This is a genomic window from Streptomyces sp. NPDC058796, from assembly GCF_042745235.1.
GTDB lineage: Bacteria > Actinomycetota > Actinomycetes > Streptomycetales > Streptomycetaceae > Streptomyces.
Genome location: NZ_JBHYOP010000005.1, coordinates 340121 through 360000 on the forward strand (window position 1 = coordinate 340121; position 19880 = coordinate 360000).

General features: G+C 73.8%; 16 protein-coding genes (1 of these 16 cut by a window edge). 6 read left to right on the forward strand and 10 right to left on the reverse strand.

The features are described 5' to 3' along the window. The first annotated feature begins 18 nt into the window (after positions 1 to 18). Genes ACFW47_RS15695 through narI form a run of 4 tightly spaced genes read left to right on the forward strand, consistent with a single transcriptional unit; the run spans position 19 to position 6527 of the window. Positions 19 to 3714 (forward strand): nitrate reductase subunit alpha, encoded by a 3696-nt coding sequence (locus ACFW47_RS15695; RefSeq protein ID WP_386306052.1) that lies wholly within the window; start codon positions 19 to 21, stop codon positions 3712 to 3714. After that, positions 3714 to 5309 carry a nitrate reductase subunit beta gene (gene narH / locus ACFW47_RS15700; protein ID WP_386306053.1) on the forward strand — a complete coding sequence of 532 codons (1596 nt, stop codon included), beginning with the start codon at positions 3714 to 3716 and terminating at the stop codon, positions 5307 to 5309. Before ACFW47_RS15695 ends, narH begins: the two co-directional genes overlap by 1 nt. A 4-nt stretch (positions 5310 to 5313) precedes the next feature. Then, complete coding sequence (gene narJ / locus ACFW47_RS15705) at positions 5314 to 5808, forward strand: nitrate reductase molybdenum cofactor assembly chaperone (RefSeq protein WP_217253969.1); 495 nt, start codon at positions 5314 to 5316, stop codon at positions 5806 to 5808. Next, entirely contained in the window at positions 5805 to 6527 is a 723-nt protein-coding gene (gene narI, locus ACFW47_RS15710; RefSeq protein WP_386278496.1) for a respiratory nitrate reductase subunit gamma, read from the forward strand. The genes narJ and narI overlap by 4 nt, the downstream gene beginning before the upstream one ends. A gap of 4 nt (positions 6528 to 6531) precedes the next feature. Here narI and ACFW47_RS15715 read toward each other — a convergent pair whose 3' ends face one another. From ACFW47_RS15715 to ACFW47_RS15740, 6 genes are all read right to left on the reverse strand, one after another. Continuing rightward, entirely contained in the window at positions 6532 to 6957 is a 426-nt protein-coding gene (locus tag ACFW47_RS15715) for an OsmC family protein (RefSeq protein ID WP_217253971.1), read from the reverse strand. A gap of 86 nt (positions 6958 to 7043) precedes the next feature. Then, a complete protein-coding gene (locus ACFW47_RS15720; protein ID WP_386306054.1) occupies positions 7044 to 8846 on the reverse strand; it encodes a hypothetical protein in 1803 nt (600 codons plus the stop codon). Further along, positions 8843 to 9904, reverse strand: a complete 1062-nt coding sequence (locus tag ACFW47_RS15725; RefSeq protein WP_386306055.1) for an ATP-binding protein — start codon at positions 9902 to 9904, stop codon at positions 8843 to 8845. Before ACFW47_RS15725 ends, ACFW47_RS15720 begins: the two co-directional genes overlap by 4 nt. A gap of 76 nt (positions 9905 to 9980) precedes the next feature. After that, positions 9981 to 11393, reverse strand: a complete 1413-nt coding sequence (locus tag ACFW47_RS15730; RefSeq protein ID WP_386306056.1) for an amino acid permease — start codon at positions 11391 to 11393, stop codon at positions 9981 to 9983. Between the two features lie 84 nt (positions 11394 to 11477). Further along, positions 11478 to 13622: an alkaline phosphatase family protein gene (locus ACFW47_RS15735; RefSeq protein ID WP_386306057.1), complete on the reverse strand. Its 2145-nt coding sequence runs from the start codon at positions 13620 to 13622 to the stop codon at positions 11478 to 11480. Positions 13623 to 13729: 107 nt separating this feature from the next. Next, positions 13730 to 14131, reverse strand: a complete 402-nt coding sequence (locus tag ACFW47_RS15740; RefSeq protein ID WP_386278507.1) for a hypothetical protein — start codon at positions 14129 to 14131, stop codon at positions 13730 to 13732. Between the two features lie 82 nt (positions 14132 to 14213). Between ACFW47_RS15740 and ACFW47_RS15745 the strand changes: the two genes are divergently transcribed. Both ACFW47_RS15745 and ACFW47_RS15750 read left to right on the forward strand, forming a co-directional pair. Continuing rightward, positions 14214 to 14987 (forward strand): MBL fold metallo-hydrolase, encoded by a 774-nt coding sequence (locus tag ACFW47_RS15745; RefSeq protein WP_386278509.1) that lies wholly within the window; start codon positions 14214 to 14216, stop codon positions 14985 to 14987. Continuing rightward, positions 14984 to 15610 (forward strand): DedA family protein, encoded by a 627-nt coding sequence (locus tag ACFW47_RS15750; RefSeq protein WP_386278511.1) that lies wholly within the window; start codon positions 14984 to 14986, stop codon positions 15608 to 15610. Before ACFW47_RS15745 ends, ACFW47_RS15750 begins: the two co-directional genes overlap by 4 nt. A gap of 49 nt (positions 15611 to 15659) precedes the next feature. Here the strand turns inward: ACFW47_RS15750 and ACFW47_RS15755 are convergent, their stop codons facing one another. The 4 genes from ACFW47_RS15755 to ACFW47_RS15770 all read right to left on the reverse strand — a co-directional run. Next, a complete protein-coding gene (locus ACFW47_RS15755; RefSeq protein ID WP_386278512.1) occupies positions 15660 to 16727 on the reverse strand; it encodes an MBL fold metallo-hydrolase in 1068 nt (355 codons plus the stop codon). Beyond that, positions 16724 to 18031 (reverse strand): aminotransferase class I/II-fold pyridoxal phosphate-dependent enzyme, encoded by a 1308-nt coding sequence (locus ACFW47_RS15760; protein WP_386278514.1) that lies wholly within the window; start codon positions 18029 to 18031, stop codon positions 16724 to 16726. The genes ACFW47_RS15755 and ACFW47_RS15760 overlap by 4 nt, the downstream gene beginning before the upstream one ends. Positions 18032 to 18177: 146 nt before the next feature. After that, a complete protein-coding gene (locus ACFW47_RS15765) occupies positions 18178 to 19026 on the reverse strand; it encodes a hypothetical protein (RefSeq protein WP_386306058.1) in 849 nt (282 codons plus the stop codon). 356 nt (positions 19027 to 19382) lie between these two features. After that, positions 19383 to 19880 carry the 3' portion of an RNA polymerase sigma factor SigF gene (locus ACFW47_RS15770; protein WP_386278518.1) on the reverse strand. 297 nt of this gene lie beyond the right edge of the window, so 498 of the gene's 795 nt are visible here — the last part of the coding sequence; its start codon lies beyond the right edge, outside the window; the stop codon is at positions 19383 to 19385.

Sequence of the window (19880 nt, forward strand, 5' to 3'; positions counted from 1 at the left end):
TCGATCAAGGGAGCGCACGTGACCGACACGCGGACACCGCCCACCGAACCGGGCGCGGCACTGCTGCGCGCGGGCCGGTTCTTCCGGCCCGGCACCGCCGCCCCCGACCTGCACAGCATCGGTCTGGTCGGCGGCCGGGAGTCGGACGCGTTCTACCGGGACCGCTGGAGCCACGACAAGGTCGTGACCTCCACGCACGGCGTGAACTGCACGGGATCGTGCCGCTGGAACGTGTTCGTCAAGGACGGCATCATCACCTGGGAGACTCAGGCGACGGACTACCCGTCGGTGGGCCCGGACCGCCCCGAGTACGAGCCGCGCGGCTGTCCGAGGGGCGCGGCGTTCTCCTGGTACACGTACTCGCCGACCCGGGTGCGCTACCCCTACGTGCGCGGGGTGCTCCTGGAGATGTACCGGGAGGCGAAGGCGCGGCTGACGGACCCGGTGCTGGCCTGGGCCGACGTCCAGGGCGACCCCGAGCGGCGGCGGTGCTACCAGCGGGCGCGCGGCAAGGGCGGCCTGGTCCGGGCGAGCTGGGACGAGGCGGTCGAGATGGTGGCAGCGGCCCACGTCCACACCATCCGCACCCAGGGCCCGGACCGCATCGCGGGTTTCTCCCCCATCCCGGCGATGTCGATGGTGTCGCACGCGGCGGGGGCCCGCTTCCACTCCCTCATCGGCGCCCCGATGCTGTCGTTCTACGACTGGTACGCCGACCTGCCGGTGGCGTCCCCTCAGGTCTTCGGCGACCAGACGGACGTGCCGGAGTCGGGCGACTGGTGGGACGCGGCCTACCTGATCATGTGGGGGTCGAACGTCCCGGTGACGCGGACGCCGGACGCGCACTGGATGGCGGAGGCCCGCTACCGGGGCCAGAAGGTGGTCGTGGTCTCGCCGGACTACGCCGACAACACCAAGTTCGCCGACCAGTGGCTGCACCCGCACCCGGGCACGGACGCCGCGCTGGCCCTGGCGATGGGGCACGTGGTGCTCAAGGAGTTCTTCGTCGACCGCGAGACGCCCTTCTTCGACGACTACGTACGGCGCTTCACCGACCTGCCGTTCCTGGTGACGCTGACCGAGCGGGACGGGGCGTACGTGCCGGCGAAGTTCCTGCGCGCGGCCGATCTGGGGCAGGAGGGCGCGGACGCCGCCTGGAAGACGGTGGTGCTGGACGACGCGACGGGCCGCGCGGTCGTGCCGAACGGCTCGCTGGGCTTCCGCTGGAACGAGGCCGACCAGGGCAGGTGGAACCTCGATCTGGGTGACGTGCGCCCCCGGCTGAGCCTGCACGGCCACGAGATGGCGTCGGGCGTTTCGGTGCTGCTCCCCCGCTTCGACACCGAGGGCGGCGCGCACGCGCAGGGCCGTGGTGAGGTCGTGACGCGGGGCGTGCCGGCGACACGGCTGGGCGGGGCGACCGGGCCCCTGGTGACGACGGTGTTCGACCTGCTGCTGGCCCAGTACGGCGTGGCGCGGCCGGGGGTGCCGGGCGAGTGGCCGGCGTCGTACGAGGACGCGGACGCGCTCGGCACCCCGGCCTGGCAGGAGACGCACACCTCAGTGCCGGCGGCGGCCTGTGTGCGGATCGCCCGGGAGTTCGCGCGGACCGCCGAGCGCTCCAAGGGGCGCTGCATGATCCTCATGGGCGCGGGCACCAACCACTGGTTCCACTCCGAGACGATCTACCGGGCGTTCCTCGCCCTGCTCCAGCTCACCGGCTGCCAGGGCCGCAACGGCGGCGGCTGGGCGCACTACGTGGGCCAGGAGAAGTGCCGTCCGGTGACGGGCTGGGCGTCGCTGGCCGCCGCCTCGGACTGGTCGCGCCCGCCGCGCCAGATGATCGGCACCGCGTACTGGTATCTGAACACCGACCAGTTCCGCTACGACCGGTTCGGTGCGGACGTGCTGGCCTCGCCGCTGGGTGAGGGCCGGTTCGAGGGGATGACGGGCGCGGACTGCCTGGCGCTGTCGGCGCGGACGGGGTGGATGCCGTCGTACCCGACGTTCGACCGCAATCCCCTGGAGCTGGGCGAGACCTTCGGCGACCCGGTGGCGAACGCGGTGGCCGAACTGCGGGCGGGCACTCTGAAGTTCGCCTGCGAGGACCCGGACGCGCCGGAGAACTGGCCGCGCATCGTGACCCTGTGGCGGGCCAACCTGCTGGGCTCGTCGGCCAAGGGCGCCGAGTACTTCACCAGGCACCTGCTGGGCACCCACTCCTCGCTGCGCGCCGAGGAGGCCGCACCGGACCAGCGGCCCCGGGACGTGGTGTGGCACGAGGAGGCGCCCGAGGGCAAGCTCGACCTGCTGCTGTCGCTGGACTTCCGGCACACCTCGTCCACGCTGCTGTCCGACGTGGTGCTGCCCGCCGCGACCTGGTACGAGAAGCACGACCTGTCCAGCACGGACATGCACCCCTATGTGCACGCCTTCTCCCCGGCCGTGAGCCCTCCGTGGCAGACGCGCACCGACTTCGACACGTTCAAGGTGCTCGCGGAGAAGCTGAGCGAGCTGGCCGCCGGCCACCTCGGCGTGCGCAAGGACCTGGTGGCGGCGCCGCTCCAGCACGACACGCCGGGCGAGACCGCCCAGCCGGGCGGGGTCGTACGGGACTGGCGGCGCGGGGAGTGTGACCCGGAGCCCGGGAAGACCATGCCGAACCTCGTCGTCGTGGAGCGGGACTACACGGCGATCGGCGCCAAGTTCGCGGCACTGGGCCCGCTGGTGGAGGCCGAGGGCCTGCCCGCGAAGGGGATCACGCTGCGGCCGGACGAGGAGGTGGCGCGGCTGCGGGAGCTGAACGGCGCGGTGCGCGGCGGCCCGGCCGACGGCCGCCCGGCACTGGACACCGCGGTGAAGGCCGCCAACACCATCCTGGCCCTGTCCGGCACCACCAACGGCCGCCTGGCCACCCAGGGCTTCCACACCCTGGAGGCGAAGACCGGGCAGGAGATGGCCCACCTCGCCGCCGAGCACGAGGGCAAGCGGATCACGTACGCCGACACCCAGGCGGCACCCGTGCCGGTCATCACCTCGCCGGAGTGGTCGGGCAGCGAGGCCGGTGGCCGGCGCTACACGGCGTTCACGCTCAACACCGAGCACCTCAAGCCCTGGCACACGCTCACCGGGCGGCAGCACTTCTTCCTCGACCACGACTGGATGCACGAGCTGGGCGAGGCGCTGCCCGTGTACCGGCCGCCGCTGGACATGAGCCGGCTCTTCGGCGAGCCGCAGCTCGGCCCCGACGGGCACCGCGAGGTGACGGTCCGCTACCTCACCCCGCACAACAAGTGGTCCATCCACTCCGAGTACCAGGACAACCTGTTCATGCTGGCGCTGTCCCGGGGCGGCCAGACCATCTGGATGTCGGCGCGGGACGCGGAGGCGATCGGGGTCTGTGACGACGACTGGATCGAGGCCGTCAACCGCAACGGCGTGGTGGTGGCCCGCGCGATCGTCTCGCACCGGATGCCGCCGGGCACCGTCTACATGCACCACGCGCAGGAACGCACGGTGAACGTGCCGCTCGCGGAGACCACCGGGAAGCGCGGCGGCATCCACAACTCGCTCACCCGGCTGCTCCTCAAACCGAGCCATCTCATCGGCGGCTACGCCCAGTTGTCGTGGGCGTTCAACTACCTCGGTCCGACGGGCAACCAGCGCGACGAGGTCACCGTCATCCGCCGCCGCGGCCAGGAGGTCGAGTACTGATGCGAGTGATGGCCCAGGTCGCGATGGTCATGAACCTCGACAAGTGCATCGGCTGCCACACCTGCTCGGTCACCTGCAAGCAGGCGTGGACGAACCGGCGCGGCATGGAGTACGTCTGGTTCAACAACGTCGAGACCCGCCCTGGGCAGGGGTATCCGCGCCGCTACGAGGACCAGGAGAAGTGGAGGGGCGGCTGGGAGCTGAACCGGCGCGGCGCGCTCAAGCTCAAGGCGGGCGGCCGGATCAAGAAGCTCGCCGGGATCTTCTCCAACCCGAGGCTCCCGGAGATCAAGGACTACTACGAGCCCTGGACGTACGACTACAAGAACCTCACCGACGCCCCGCTCGGGTCCGACTACCCCGTCGCGCGGCCCGTCTCCCAGCTCGACGGCAAGCCGGTGAAGATCGGCTGGTCCTCGAACTGGGACGACAACCTGGGCGGTGCCCCCGCCTACGGCGACCTCGACCCCATGGTGGAGCGGACCCGGCAGGAGGCTTCTCAGAAGGTGCGGTTCGCGTACGAAGAGACCTTCATGTTCTACCTGCCGCGCATCTGCGAGCACTGCCTCAATCCGTCGTGCGTGGCGTCGTGCCCGTCCGGGGCGATGTACAAGCGCTCGGAGGACGGCATCGTCCTCGTCGACCAGGACCGCTGCCGGGGCTGGCGGATGTGCGTGACCGGATGCCCGTACAAGAAGGTGTACTTCAACCACCGCACCGGCAAGGCCGAGAAGTGCACCTTCTGCTACCCGCGCATCGAGATCGGTCAGCCGACGGTCTGCTCGGAGACCTGCGTCGGCCGGCTCCGGTACCTGGGTGTGGTGCTGTACGACGCCGACAGGGTGACCGAGGCGGCCTCGACACCGAATGAGCAGGAGCTGTACGAGGCCCAGCTGGGCGTCTTCCTCGACCCCGGGGACCCCGCGGTGCGGCGGGCGGCCGAGGAGGCGGGCGTCCCGTTCGACTGGATCGAGGCGGCCCGGCGCTCCCCCGTGCACGCGCTGGTGAGCAGGTACCGCGTCGCACTGCCCCTGCACCCGGAGTACCGCACCATGCCGATGGTCTGGTACATCCCGCCGCTGTCACCGGTGGTGGACGCGCTGACGGAGACGGGACACGACGGCGAGGACGCGGACAACCTCTTCGGGGCCATCGACACGCTCCGCATCCCCCTGGAGTACCTGGCGGAGCTGTTCACGGCGGGCGACACCGGCCCCGTGCGGGCGTCGCTGGAGAAGCTGGCGGCGATGCGCTCCCACATGCGGTCGGTCAACCTCGGCGAGGACCCCGACCCCGGTGTCTGCGGCAGTGTCGGCATGAGCGCCCAGGAGGTGGAGGACATGTACCGCCTGCTGGCGCTCGCCAAGTACGAGGAGCGGTACGTCATCCCGACGGCGGCCGTCGGCGACGCGCACCGGCTGGAGGCCTCCGCGCTGCCGGACACGTGCAGCCTGGACACCGACGGCGGCCCCGGGATGGGCGGGGACGGGCCGTTCGGCCAGGACTCGGGGCGCAGGCGGCTGCCGCTGGTGCCGGTGGAGAACTTCCACATCCTGCGCAGGCGGCAGACCGCGGACGACGAGAGGGAGGTCTGATCCGATGCCCGGCTTCGAGGTGCTGTACCAGGCGGCGGCGCTCTGTCTGACGTATCCCGACGACGACTTCCGCGCCCGGCTGCCGCTGCTGCGCGAGGCCGCGCCGCAACTGCGCGGCTTCACCGACCACGCGGCGGCGACCGAGCAGGGCGAACTGCAGGCGCACTACGTGGAGGTCTTCGACTTCAAGAACCGGCACAGCCTGTACCTGAGCTGGTGGACCGACGGCGACACCCGCAACCGGGGGATGTCCCTGGTCCGCTTCAAGGAGCTGTACCGGGCGCACGGACTGGAGTTCACCGACGAGGAGCTGCCCGACTTCCTGCCGGCGGTGCTGGAATTCGCCTCCCGCACCGGGGACATCGGCATGCTCACCGAGCACCGCGAGGCCCTGGACCAGCTCCGTTCCCGGCTGACCGCCTTCGGCACGCCCTACGCGTGCGTCCTGGACGCCGTGTGCGCCACCCTGCCGCCCGCACCCACCGGAGCCCGCCCGTGACCGTCTTTCTCTGGGGCGTGCTGCCCTACGCCGCCTTCGCCCTGCTGATCGCGGGCCTGGTCTGGCGCCACCGCTACGACCGTTTCGGCTGGACGACACGCTCCTCTCAGGTCTACGAGTCGAAGCTGCTGAACATCGCGTCGCCGGTCTTCCACTACGGCATCCTGTTCGTGCTGGTCGGGCACCTCGTCGGGCTGTTCGTCCCGGAGTCGTGGACGGACGCGCTGGGCGTGAGCGAGCACGCGTACCACCTGCTGTCGCTGTACGGCGGCACGGCGGCCGGGGTGCTCGCCGTCGCGGGCATCCTCATGCTGATCTACCGCCGGCGCACCAACGCGCCCGTCTTCCGGGCGACGACCGCCAACGACAAGGTCATGTACGTCTTCCTGCTGGCGGCGATCGTCCTCGGCATGGTCGCCAAGCTCGCGCACGCCTCCGGCACCGGCTACGACTACCGGCACACCATCGCGCCCTGGTCGCGCAGCCTGTTCACCCTGCAGCCGAAGACGGAGCTGATGGTGGGGGTTCCGGTGCTGTACCAGGTGCACGCCGTGGTCGGGATGCTGCTGATCGCGCTGGTGCCCTACACCCGGCTGGTGCACATGTTCAGCGCGCCGGTGCAGTACCTCACCCGCCCGTACGTGGTGTACCGGTCACGCGACCCCAGGCAGCTGGGGCCGCGCCCGGACCGGCGGGGCTGGGAGCGCGCGGGCTCCTAGCCGGTTACGCCAGCTTCGCGGTGAGGGTGATGGTCGTGCCGGTCAGGGCCTGGCTGACCGGGCAGTTCTTCTTGGCGTCCTCGGCGGCGGCGACGAACGCGTCGTTGTCGATGCCGGGAACGGTGCCCTCCACGGTGAGGTGGATGCCCTTGATGCCCTCACCCGGCTGGAAGGTGACGTCGGCGGAGGTGGTGAGCTTGGTGGGCGGGGTGCCGGCGCCGGCCAGGCCGTGCGACAGCGCCATGGAGAAGCAGCTGGAGTGGGCGGCGGCGATCAGCTCCTCGGGGCTGGTCTTGCCGTTCGCCTGCTCGGCGCGCGACGGCCACGACACCGGCTGCTCGCCGATGCCGGACGAGTCGAAGGTGACGACACCGTTGCCCTCGAGCAGGTTGCCTTCCCAGACGGTGTGTGCGGAGCGCGTGGTTGCCACGGCGGGTCCTCTCGAATTCTCTTGCTGTACCTGGGCGGTGGGAGCCCGGCGGCCGGGTTCCCACCCCCATCCGATCACACTCCGGCTCAGCTCACCCGGAAGACCGGCCCCCGGGCGGTGAACGGCAGCCGCGCGCCCTTCGGGATCAGGTAGGCGTGCTCGCGCCGCACCCGCAGCACGTCGCACCATCCGTCGGTGATGACGAGGACCGGCGCGGTGGGCGGGAAGTCGCCGGCGCGCAGCAGCAGGTCCACGCCGGGCTGGAGGACGGTGCCGCCGCGCCCGTGCACCCGCACCCGGCCCGCGATGTCCGTCACCGGCAGATACCCGGCGTCGTGCGGTGCCGCGTCGCAGAAGACGACGCGGGCGGCGGGCACGTCGCGGGCCTCGGCGTAGGAGGCGATGGCGCCGAGCGCCTTGCCGAGCAGGGTGCGGTCCATCGAGCCGGAGGTGTCCAGGACTACGCCGAAGGTGCAGCGGGCGATCTCCTCCGGCGGGAAGTACCGTCCGGCACGCGGGATGCCGGGGGTGGCGGCCTGGCGCCGGGAGGGGCGCGCGTACGACCGTACGGGCTCGGGACGGGGCACGAACTCGTCGAACCAGCGGGCGAGCCGCGCGTCCCAGGGCAGCGGCGGATGGCTGAGGGCGCGGATCTCCTGGACCAGTCCGCCGGGCAGGAAACCGCGCTCCTGCCGCTGGTGCAGGTCCAGTCCCTGGGCGAGGCCGCGCCGGTAGAAACCGTCGAGGTCGACGTAGTCACGGGGCGGACCGAGCGGGCCGCCGAGGATGTCGCCGACGCCCTTGCCGCGCGGGGTGGACAGGCGGCGCATGCGGCGCAGGTCGCCGGCGATGCGGTCGTAGACCTCCTCGGCGGACAGGCCGGCCAGCGCCGGGTCGTGCAGCAGGCCCTCGGGCATGGTGCCGACCCGCATCTCGACGAGCCAGCCGTTGACGACGTAGTCGCAGGCGACGTTGAAGAGGTACGGGTCGCGGGTGCCGCGGCGGTCGCCGTGGCGCAGGGCGGCGTGGAGCATCTCGTGGGCGAGGACGAAGCGCCACTCCTCGTCGTCGTACCGGCGCAGCGGGTTGACGTAGATCTCGCCGGCCTCGGCGTTGACGGCGGCGACGGAGATGCCGTGGGCGCGGGCGAGTTCGGCGTCGGCGACGAGGGTGATGCCGGCCGCGATGCCGCCGAGGAGCGGGTAGGAGGAGACGAACCAGCTCAACGCCTGCTGCCAGGGGTGCAGGCGGGGAGCCTCGCCGTCCATGGAGTCCCGGCGGCCGCCCGCCATGTCCAGCGCGGTGGAGACGGTCCGGGTGAGCGCGCTCGCGAACGCCGTCTGCCAGTCAGGGACCCGCCCGAGCCAGCCGTTCCACGGCACGAGCTGCAGGTCGGCCTCGTGGCCCGCCGTGCCGCACCGCTCGTACACGGCGGGCACCCCGTCCCTGCGCCAGCTCGCGGCGAGCCGCTCCTCGTCGCCGTCGGGGTAGGCGGCGGGGAGGTCGTCGGGGGCGCGGCCGACGCGGAAGCCGAGCAGGAAGCGGTTGACGACGGCGCAGCGCGCGGCGAGGTCGGCGCAGTCCGGCTGGACACGCTCGCCCGTGGCCGCGGGGACGTGGCCGAAGCCGAGGTGGAGTGCGGCGTGGGCGATGGCCCAGGCCCAGAGAGCGGGATCGGCGAGCCGGTCCGGGTGGGCGTGCACGACACCGTCGGAGTCGACGCGCACCAGCCCGCCCCGGGGCGCGACGGTGCACTGCTCCTGGCGGCAGACCGTGAATTCCACCGTGCTCAAGGAGGGGTCGGCGCGGACCAGCCGCAGTCCCGTCTCGAACGCCTCCGCCGCCAGGTCCCGCTTCTTCTTGCCCTTGGTGGTCCGGGCCGGGCTCACCGCCGGGCCTCCACCAGCCGGGGCATGTCGCGGGCGGCCTCGACGAGGAACCAGGCGGGCAGCACCGGGTTGCCGTCGGCGTCGGAGGCGATGACGCTCTGGGCGACCTCGACGGAGATCTCGGCGAGCTGGACGAGCAGCGACTTGGCGCGGTAGGCGGTCTGGCGGCCGTTCGCCGACATGTGCTCCTTGCTCGCGGGCAGTTCCTTGACCAGCCGGCCGCGGAAGGACTCGGCCAGGTAGTAGAGCAGGTCGCGGTCCTCCAGGCGGCTGGGCCAGCGGGCCTCGCCCTTGAGGATCGCCTCGATGCCGAACCGGCTGCGCACGATCTTGACGTAGCCGCAGAAGGCCGTGGCGTGGGACGGGGAGAGCGTGCCGTGGGCGAGGACCTTCAGCGTCTCCTCGTCGAGGTCGCGTCCGAAGGAGTGCAGGGCGTCGGAGAGCATGTGCCAGGAGCGTGGGGTGGAGAAGGGCTCCTCGGTCTTGGGCGGCTTGGACCACAGATGGCCGGGGCGGTCGGTGAGGTGGTCCGTGATCCAGGGGTGGATGCCGTTCTCGGCAGCCCAGACCAGCCAGTCCTTCGCGGAGGCGTCCAGGTGGACGTGGGTGAGGCGGTTGACCAGCGCGGAGGCGATGGGGCGGGCCAGGGCGTTGTCGGTGGCGCGGTTGCCGGCACCGATGACGATGGAGCCCTTGGGCAGCTCGTAGTTGCCGATGCGGCGGTCGAGGATGAGGGAGTAGAACGCCTTCTGCACGTCGGGGGTGGCCGCGTTCAGCTCGTCGAGGAAGAGGCAGTACGGCTCGTCGCGGGCGATGGACTCCGGAGGGCAGAACACCGACCGGCCGTCCCGGATCTGCGGTACGCCGATCAGGTCCTCCGGTGCGAGCTGGGTGCCGAGCAGGCTCACACACTCCAGGCCCAGCGAGTCGGCGAAGTTCCTCACCAGGGAGGACTTGCCGATGCCGGGTGCGCCCCAGAGGAAGACCGGCCGCACGGTGGCGAGACCGAGCAGCAGCTCCGGGAGGCGGGCGGGAGTGACGGTGACGGCTGCCTGCACGCAGGGGCTCCTCGGGGGGAGGGGGCGGGAGGGGACCGCACCAGTGTGGGTCCCCGCCCGTTCCCGCGCAGCCGAATTACGGTGTGCCGGGACCCTCCGCGCGCCGCCTGCGGGCCGCCATCACCGCGTAGACCAGCACGCCCGCGAAGAGGAAGAGGACGCCCTGGTAGACGGCCGCGTAGCCGGCGCCGGCGACCAGCCAGAGGGAGAAGCCGGCCGCGACCGCCGCGATCACGCCGTCCCGCACCAGCCGGCCCCGGTCGACCTTCTCGCGCTGCCCGGAGAGCAGGTGGAAGAGCTGGGCGGCGGTGGCCAGCAGGTAGGGCACGGTCGCCGTGAAGGTGGTGACGAGGACCAGGATCTCGAAGACCTTCGCCGAGCCGGCCGTGTAGTTGTAGACGGTGAGCAGGGAGGCGAGGACGACGGTGACGCCGACGCCGACGGTGGGGACCCCGCGCCGCTTGCGCGCGAACGCGGCCGGGAAGAGGCCGTCCTTCGCCGCCGCGTACGGGGTCTGGGCGCTCAGCAGGGTCCAGCCGTTGAGGCAGCCGGTCATCGAGACCAGGGCGGCCAGGGCGACGGCCCAGCCGCCCCAGGCCCCGCCGAACATGGCGTCGACGGCGTCCGAGAAGGGGGCGGTGGAGTCGACCAGGCGGTCGTGGGCGACCGTGCCGAAGACCGAGAGAGTGCCCAGCAGGTAGACGAGGGCGGCGCCCGCGGTGCCGATGACGGTGGCACGGCCGACCGTGCGGCGGGGGTCCTTGACCTCGCCGGCGCTGACGGCGGCGGACTCCACGCCGAGGTAGGAGAAGAGCAGGATCGCGGCGGCGGCCGAGACCGCGCCGATGCCGCTGCCGCCGGTGGCGTTGAACGGGCCCAGGTTGTCGGCGTCGAAGAAGAACAGACCGCCGACGGCGACGAGCAGGAGCGGCGCGAACTTCAGGACCGTCGCGACGAGCTGGACGGCGCCGACGTAGCGGGTGCCGGCGAAGTTGGCGAGCGCGGGCAGCCACTGGATGACGAGGGCCGCCAGACAGGCGGTCCAGCGGTGGTCGCCCACCGGGATCAGGACGTCGAGGTAGCCGACGGCCGCGACGGCGAGGGCCGCGTTGGACACCCAGGTGGTGATCCAGTAGGCCCAGGCGGCGAGGAAGCCGGCGAAGTCGCCGAAGGCCTCGCGGGCGTAGACGTACGGGCCGCCGGTGCGCGGGTCGCGCTGGGCGAGGCTGCCGAAGACCAGGGCGAGCGCGATGGCGCCGACGGTGAGGACGCCGAAGGCGAGCAGGCTGATGGTGCCGAAGGGGGCGACGGAGGCCGGGAGCAGGAAGATGCCGCCGCCGATGATGTTGCCCATGACCAGAGCGGTGGCGACGGGGAGCCCGAAGCGGCGGGCGTGCCTGGTGCCCTCGGGGGCGGGGGTGGAACCGGGGGCCGCGGGGGTCTCCTGCGGGGCCGGAGCCGATGGGGGGACGGTCCCGGTGACGTGCATGGGGTGGTGCGCCTTCCTTGGAACTGGTGCCCGGGATCGCCGGGACGGCGCCCATGGTCCGGCACGGCCGGGCACGGCTCCAAATCAGGCGCTTTTGTCCTGCACGACCCCGTCCGGGACCGGAAATGGTCCGCCGCCGACGGCTCTGGGCCGGGGATCCTCCACGGGGACCTGCGGGCCGTTGGACTCGCGCAGCCAGCGGCGCAGCACCCGGTGGACGGCCTCGGCCCCGGCGATCTCCGTGCCCTCGCCGGCCGGCGCGGACAGGACGACCGGAGAGAGCAGGAAGGCGCGGGACTGGGCGCCGCCGAGTCCGCCGTGGGAGCCGATCTGCTCCTCGAAGGCGAGCACCTCGCCGTCGGCCGGGTCGTGGAAGGAGTTGACCATGATGTCGGCGGTGTGCGGGAAGGAGTGGGTGCGACGGACGGCGTCGGCGGCGCCGGGTCCGAAGGGCGCGAGCGGGCCGGGGTCCTCGTCGAGCCGGTCCAGCGGGACCTCCGCGCCGCGGGCGCCGAGCACCACACCGTCGTGCTCCTCGCTGCCGACGAGCAGGAAGCCGATGCCGGGGTGGTTGGCGAGGGTGGGCAGCAGGGCCGGGTAGCGGGCGTCGATCTCCTCGCGGGTCATCCGGTGGTGGACGTCCGGGAAGGAGACCAGGCCCAGGTTGCCGGAGGCCAGCACGATCGGGTCGGAGCGGCGGCCGCCGGGACGGTCCGCGGGGCGCTGCTGGTCGGCGCCCTCCTCGACGGGGCGGTGCAGGGCGGCCCGTACGGTGTTGCGGGCCTCGGCGCCGCTGCGGGTGCGCTGGGCCCGGCGGGGCACGGGCAGTCCGCAGCCGGCCCGGACCAGGTCGCCGAGGGTGAGGCCGTAGCGGGCGCGGAAGGTCTCCCCGGGGCTCTGGCCGTGGTCGGACAGGACGACGATCCGGTACTTGCGGGGGGCGTGCTCGGCGACCTTCTCGATCAGCGCGAGGGAGCGGTCGAGCCGCTGGAGGACCTTCGCGGCGTCCCGGCTGCGCGGTCCGGAGTGGTGCGCGACCTCGTCGTAGGCGACCAGGTCGGCGTAGACGGCGGTGCGGCCGGCGAGCATGTCGCCCATCACCGCGGCGACGACGACGTCCCGTTCGACGACGGTGGCGAAGGCGCGGACGAAGGGGTAGAGGCCGCCGCGGGAGACACGGGGGCGGACCTTGTGGACGCGGGCGCGGGTGGACTGGCCGATCTCCCGGCACACCTCGGCGACGAAGGACATCGCGGTGCGCACCGCGTTGGCCGGGTCGGAGAAGTAGGCGAAGTAGCCGGAGCGGGAGCGGTTCTCCTTGCTGCGGCGGCGGGTGGCGATGGACAGGACGAGGGCCTGCTCGTCGGCGCCGCCGCTGAAGAGGTTGCCGCGGCTGGCGCCGTCGAAGGTCAGCAGCCCGCCGTCGCCGGTGCGCTCGATGGCGCGGTGCTGGAGTGCGGCGGCGCTGGTGGGGCGGTTGCAGACCACGACCTCGCCGGTGTCCTTCTCGAACCAGCGGAAGGCGGGGACGTCGTGGTTGGAGCCGTGCAGGATGCCGAGCTGGCTGGCGCCGGTCTGGCTGGACCAGTCGGTGCGCCACGGTGCGAGGCGGTGGGTGGCACCGGCGCCGTCGCGGCCGAGCCAGCGGGCGACGGTGGGCATGTCGCCGGCGTCGACGGCGTCCAGCAGGACGTCGTGGCCGACGCCGTCCAGTTGCAGGAAGACGGTGCCGGGGCCGGCCGGGCAGGGCGGGCCGGATCTGCGGCGGCGGTCGGCGAGGCGGTAGAGCCGGCGCCGGTAGGCGTCGTCGTCGCGCACGGCCAGGGCACCGCCGGTGGCGGAGGCGACGGCGGACATGACGGCGGCCACCACGACCGCGGTCTCCGGGGCGACGCCGCCGCGGCCGGCCGGGTTGACGTCGATGGCGAGGAGCAGCAGACCGCCGTTGAGGAAGAAGACCAGCAGTCCGAGGACGAGCGCCGGCACCAGGAGCAGCAGCCGCACCATCAGCGGCCACACCAGGGCGGACAGCAGACCGAAGGCGCCGGCGCCGACCGCGGCGGTCACGGCGATGTCGGTGGCGCTGTCCCCGTCCGGCGACTGGAGCCGGAAGTCCGGCAGGATGCCGGCGAGCGTGAGCATGGTGAGGGTCGACACGGCCCACACCGTGACCATCCGGCCGATCTGACTGGCGACCCGGCGCCAACGCCCTCCACCCACGCTCCGCACACCTCACGTCCCGGCCCGTCCGTCGGCGCGGGCCTTCCCCACCCTGCCACAACGCTCCGGGACGTCCGTTTGTCCCCCCGGGTCCGGTTCAGACCCCCCGCACGGGGTCAGCGGCCGTCGTACCCCGCAGTCGGCATGGACAGGCGCCGGTGCACGCACGCCTTCATCCGGGCGTCGTACGCCGGTTCGGCACGGCCGACGGTCTCGACGCGGACCCCGCGCCGCGCGCACTCGGCGGTGAACGCGTCCACGGACGACAGCGCGCTCTCCAGCACCCGGCGGCTGGGCGCGACGAACAGGTCGCGCCCGGGGCGCACTCCGTCCCACAGGGCGTCGTGGTCGGGCCGCAGTCCGCGCACCAGCAGTTCCCGCGCGACGACGTAGCCCTGTTCCGCGGCCCAGCGGGCGCACATGGCGTGCTGGCTGCGGGAGTCGACCAGGAAGGGGTCGTCGTCCAGCTGCTCCAGCGGCGTCAGACTCGCGATCGCCGTCACCCTCACCGGCCCCATGATGTCCCCCTCACCTCCCGTTTCGCCGCCGACCCTACTCCTGGACGTAGGCTTCGGGGAGTCGCGCGAAGGAGGCAAAGAGGTGCCGGTGGAGCTCACGTGGTGGGGTCACGCCACCTGCACGGTCGAGGACTCGGACATACGCGTGCTCACCGATCCCCTGTTCGTCCGCCGGCTCGCCCACCTGCGGCGCAGACGGGGCGCGGTGCCGCCGCCGGACGCCTGGCGCGCGGACGTGGTGCTGGTGTCGCACCTGCACGCCGACCACCTGCACGTGCCGTCGCTCGCGCGGCTCGCGCCGGGTACGCGCCTGCTCGTGCCCCGGGGCGCGCCGCGTGCGGTGCCGGGGATGCGCAGGCTCGGGCATCTGAGGCTGACCGAGGTGGCGCCCGGCGACGAGACGGCCGTCGGCGACCTGCGGATACGGGCGGTTCCCGCCCGGCACGACGGTCGCCGGCTGCCGCTCGGCCCGCACCGCTCCCCCGCGCTCGGCTATGTCGTCGAGGGCGAGGCCCGGACGTACTTCGCCGGGGACACCGGTCTGTTCGACGACATGGAGAAGGAGGTCGGGCCGGTCGACGCGGCGCTGCTGCCGGTGGGCGGCTGGGGGCCGTACCTGGGCTCCGAGCACCTGGACGCGGGGCGGGCGGCCGAGGCGCTGGCCCGGCTGGCGCCGCACACGGCGGTGCCGGTGCACTACGGCACGTACTGGCCGATCGGGATGGACGCGGTGCGCCCGCACGAGTTCCACACGCCGGGTGAGGAGTTCGTGCGCCTGGCGGCGCTGCGCGCGCCCGGCGTGGCGGTGCACCGGCTGGCGCACGGTGGGAGTGTGCGCGTGGAGGTCGCGCGGTGAGCACGCTGGGCACCGCCGTGACGAGCATTCCGACCGAGCCGGCCCAGCAGGCGTTCGGCTATCCCTCGCTGTTCCTGCTGGTGCTGATCGGGGCGCTGGTGCCGGTGGTGCCGACGGGTGCGCTGGTGAGTTCGGCGGCCGTGGTGGCGATGCACCAGACGCTGCCGTTCTCGATGCTGATGGTGTTCGCCACCGCGTCGCTGGCCGCGTTCTGCGGGGACATGGCGCTGTACTGGCTGGGGCGGCGCGGGGTCGGTTCGAAGAACGGCTCGCGGTGGCTGGAGGCGATCCGGTCCAGGGCACCCGAGGACCGGCTGGAGCAGGCGCAGGAGAAGCTCGCCGAGCACGACGTCGCGGTGCTGGTGCTGTCGCGGCTGGTGCCGGCGGGCCGCATACCCGTGATGCTGGCCTGCCTGCTGGCCGAGTGGCCGGCGCGCCGCTTCGCCCGGGGCAACCTCCCGGCTTGCCTGGCCTGGGCGGTGACGTACCAGCTGATCGGCATCCTGAGCGGTGCCCTGTTCAGCAAGCCGTGGGAGGGCGTGGCCGCGGCGATCGCCCTGACGGTGCTGGTCAGCGGCGCGCCGAGCGTGTGGCGGCGGCTGCGGGGGCCCGCGAGGGCTTAGGCCTCCCGGCGGTGTGACCGTGGTGGGGGCCGGGACGGCCGGCGGGAAGTCACTCCAGTACGCGGGAGGCGCCCACCGGCAGGTCCCACAGGTGCTCGCGGGGCAGGCCGGCGCGTTGCCAGGCGGTGCGTACGCGGGTGAGGGGTTCCAGGACCGGTTCCGCGGACAGGACGAACGTGCCCCAGTGCATCGGCGCCATCCGGCGGGCGCCGACGTCCTGGGCGGCCCGCACCGCTTCCTCCGGGTCGCAGTGGACGTCCCGGAGCCACCAGCGCGGGTCGTAGGCGCCGATGGGGAGCAGGGCGAGGTCGATGCCGGGGTAGCGGCGGCCGATGCGGGCGAACCAGTGGCCGTACCCGGTGTCGCCGGCGAAGTACACGCGCCGGCCGTCGGGCGCGGTGAGGACCCAGCCGCCCCACAGGGTGCGGCAGGTGTCGGTGAGGGTGCGCTTGGACCAGTGGTGGGCCGGTACGAAGTCGAAGCGGACGCCGTCCAGCTCCGTCGCCTCCCACCAGTCCAGTTCGGTGACGCGGGTGAAGCGGCGGCGGTGGAACCAGCGGCCGAGTCCGGCCGGTACGAGGACGGGGGTGTCGCGCGGGAGCCTGCGCAGGGTCGGGGCGTCCAGATGGTCGTAGTGGTTGTGGCTGATGACGACCGCGTCGACGCGCGGCAGGGCGCTCCAGGGGACGCCGACGGGCGTGACGCGGGCCGGGGTGCCGAGGATGCGGCGGGACCAGACCGGGTCGGTCAGCACGGTGAGCCCGCCGATCCGCACCACCCAGCTGGCGTGTCCCGCCCAGGTGACGGCGACTGTGCCGGCGTCCACACTGGGCAGCGGGCCGGGCTCGTACGGCAGCCGGGGGATGTCGGCGAGGCCTTCGGGGCCGGGTCTGACCGCCCCCTCGCGGGCGAATCTCGCGATGGCCTTCAGTCCGGGCAGCGGCGCGGTCAGCCGGTCGTGGAAGGTGCGCGGCCAGACCCGGTGCTCGGCCGGCGGCCGGGGGTCGGCGAGCGGCGGGTACGAGGGGGCCGGGGAGGGCTTGACCGGCGGCGCGTCCGCGTCCGCGGCCACGGCGGGAGTGGGGGTGCTCGTGGTCGACCGGGGCTGCTGCGTCATCGAGGAGGCTCCCATCGCTGAGCGTCGCGGAGGCCGCCGAAGACCGACTCCAGGCGGACCAACGCGCGTTGCACCTGTGGCAGTTCCAACGGGTCGGGGGACGTGAGGCATTCCGCGCGCCGCTCGCCCGTGCCGCTGCCGAGCAAGGGGCCGGTGGCGAGTCGTACGCGCAGGGCCGACAGGTCGTCGCCGAAGCGGTGGCCGCCTGGGGCGGGCATGCCGAGCCGGGCGGTGAGGAGGTCCTCCAGTTCCTGGGCGTCGCCGACGCCCTCGGCGGCGAGCGCGTCGCGCAGCGGGCCGAGGTCGGCGTAGAGGTGGCGGCCGGCCTGCGGGGGCCGGGCGGTGGCGCCCGCGGCGACGACGGCCGCGTGCGCGGCGGCGGCCAGCCGTGCGTGCAGGCGTACGGCGGCGGACCGGCGTTCGGTCACGGGCTCGGGTTCGCCGAGCGCGTATCCGGCCGCGGCGGCGACGGGCGCGGCGACGCGGGCGCCGAGCGCGGTGAGCACGTCGAGGACGCGGGCGTGCAGGCCGTCTCCGGCGGCGGACGCCGGGAAGCGGGCGACGGCGGCGGGCCAGGCGGGCGGCAGCAGCGCGCCGGCCAGGTCGGTGACGACGGTGACCCGCTCGTGCAGCATCTCGGCGGGGCTGAGGATCACGGTGGCGTGGGGGTCGTGCAGGGTGTCGCGCCAGGTCTCGTCGCTGACCAGGTGCAGCCCCTCGCCCGCGGCCGCCTCCACGGTCTCGTGCAGCAGCTCGGGCGGCGCGACGGTGCCGGTCGGGTCGTCGGCGACCGACAGGACGAGCAGGCGGGGTTCGCCGCCCTCGGCGCGGACCCGTCGGACGGTCTCCAGGAGGGCGTACGGGTCGGGGACGCCGCCGGACTCGGCCTGGGTCGGCACGTGGAAGACGGGCCTGCCCAGCAGCCGCGCGTACGGCGCCCACCAGGCGGCGCAGGGCCGGGGCACCAGGACGTCGCCGCCGAGCGCGGCGGTCAGCGCGAGCAGCAGGGCGCCCGCGCCGGGGGCGGCGGCGACGTGACCCGGGTCGGTGGTCAGTCCGCGCCGGTCCCAGTAGCCGCAGGCGGCGTCCAGGAGGGCCGGCGCGCCCCCGGCGGGTTCCTCCTCGGCGCGGCCCGCGGCGGCGGCGAGTACGGCGGACAGCTCGGGCAGGACCGGCAGCCCGTCGTCGGGGAGGTGCGGGCCGTAGCGGACGGGCCCGTGCCCCACCGGGTCGTGGTCTTCGGAGGCACGGCCCTCGGAGTCATGACGGTCGGGGCCGTGCCCTGAGGGGTCCGTCCGCCGCATGCGTGCCTCCGCGCAGTCCGTGGTGCCGTGTCCCGTCGCCGCCGGCACGATTCGTCCGGTCGTTGCTCCAAGTACCCACCGGGGCGCCCGGCCATGGCTGTGGCCCCCGGTCGTACGGATCACACGCGGGCCGGACGCGGTGCGGGTCAGCGGTGCTCGGCGTCCCCGCGCGGCCGGAACCGCAGCAGCCGGTGCGCGGCGGCGGCTCCCGCGCCCGCGATGAGGAGACCTCCGGCGGCCAGCGCGGGCACCGAGTCGGTGAAGGTTCCGCCCGCGCCGGCGTGCACTCCGTGCTCCGCGGTCGTGCCGCCGCAGTCCTTCCGCTGCGCGGCGGCGCCGTCGTGCGGGGCGGCCGGTTCCGGGCACGCGGGTTTCGTGGCACAGGACGTACCGCGGGAGGAGGCTCCGCCGTGCCCGGCCGTCGGTACGGGGCAGGGCGGAGCGACGGTGCCGGCGCCCTCCTCCGGCACGGCCGCCGGCTCGTCCGGCACCGTCAGCGGTTCCTCGGGCACCGTCCGCGGCGCCTGGGGCGCGGTCATCGTCGCGCTCCAGGGGTCGCCCTCCTCGCCGGACGCCTCCGGGCAGGCGCCGTCGACGGTCCACGCCTCCTCGGAGCCCGCCGCCTCCGGGTCGCTCGCCCCGGGATCGCTCGCCACGTCCCCGGCCGCGGCTATGCGGGCGGTGCCCCGGTAGGCGGCCCCGGCCGTCGCCTCGTTCCCGCCGCCCACCTTGCGCAGCTCGACCGTGCCCGACTCGAAGGCCGACGACGTGGCGTCGAGGGTCGCGGGTGCGGAGCCGCCGGTCGGGGCGCAGGTCACGGAGACGGTGACGGTGCCGCCGGGGGCCGCCTCGGCCGGGGTGACCTCGGCGACGGGTTCACCGACGCCGACGGGGGGCGGGGGAACGCCGGGGTCGGCCGGTGCGGGCGCCGCGAAGACGCCGAGGGCGGCACCGGCCAGGACGGTGGTGGACAGGGCGCGGGCGGTGCGGCGCATGGGTCGGGCTCCTTCGAGCGACGGCTGCGGGGGCACGGCACTCGCGCCCCTCGGCCATCACAGCCCGCCCGGCACGGGCCCGCGCGCCGCCGTGCGCCGTTCGCGGGAACCGAGCGCCCGAGCGGGTGAGACCCAGGTTTGGGACCCGCCCTCGCGGGTGCCGCCCACGACACGGAAACGGCCGACGCGACGACGCCCGCCGCGCTCGTCGGCCAACGGAGACGGGTCGCTCGCGGACCGACCGACGGGGGGCAGGACGGCGTGCGCGGTCCGTCGGCCGGGCGGCGAGGGCGGGGCGGCTCGGGGACGCGCCCTCCTCGCCGGTCACCGGGGTCGGGGTCCGGAGCGGCCCCGGGTCAGGCCGCCGGGTCCCGCAGTACCTGTTCCCGTACCCGGTCGCAGCAGCGGCTGATCAGTCGGGAGACGTGCATCTGGGAGATGCCGAGCTGTTCGGCGATGCGGCTCTGGGTCATGTCGTCGAAGAAGCGCATGTAGAGGATGGCGCGTTCGCGCTCGGGCAGCGCGGCCAGGCGGTCCTTCACGGCCTCGCGGTCGACGACGGTGTCCAGGGCGGGGTCGGAGGCGCCGAGGGCGTCGCCGAGGGAGTAGCCGTCCTCACTGCCGGGGAGTTCGGCGTCCAGGGACAGGGCCGTGAAGCTCTCCAGGGCCTCCAGGCCGACCCGCGCGTCCTCCTCGCTCATGTCGGCGTGCTCGGCGATCTCGGCGACGGTGGGCCTGCGGCCCGAGATGGTCTGGGACAGGTCCTGCCCGGCGTGGCGGACCCGGTTGCGCAGGTCCTGTACCCGGCGCGGCACGTGCAGGGTCCACATGTGGTCGCGGAAGTGCCGCTTGAT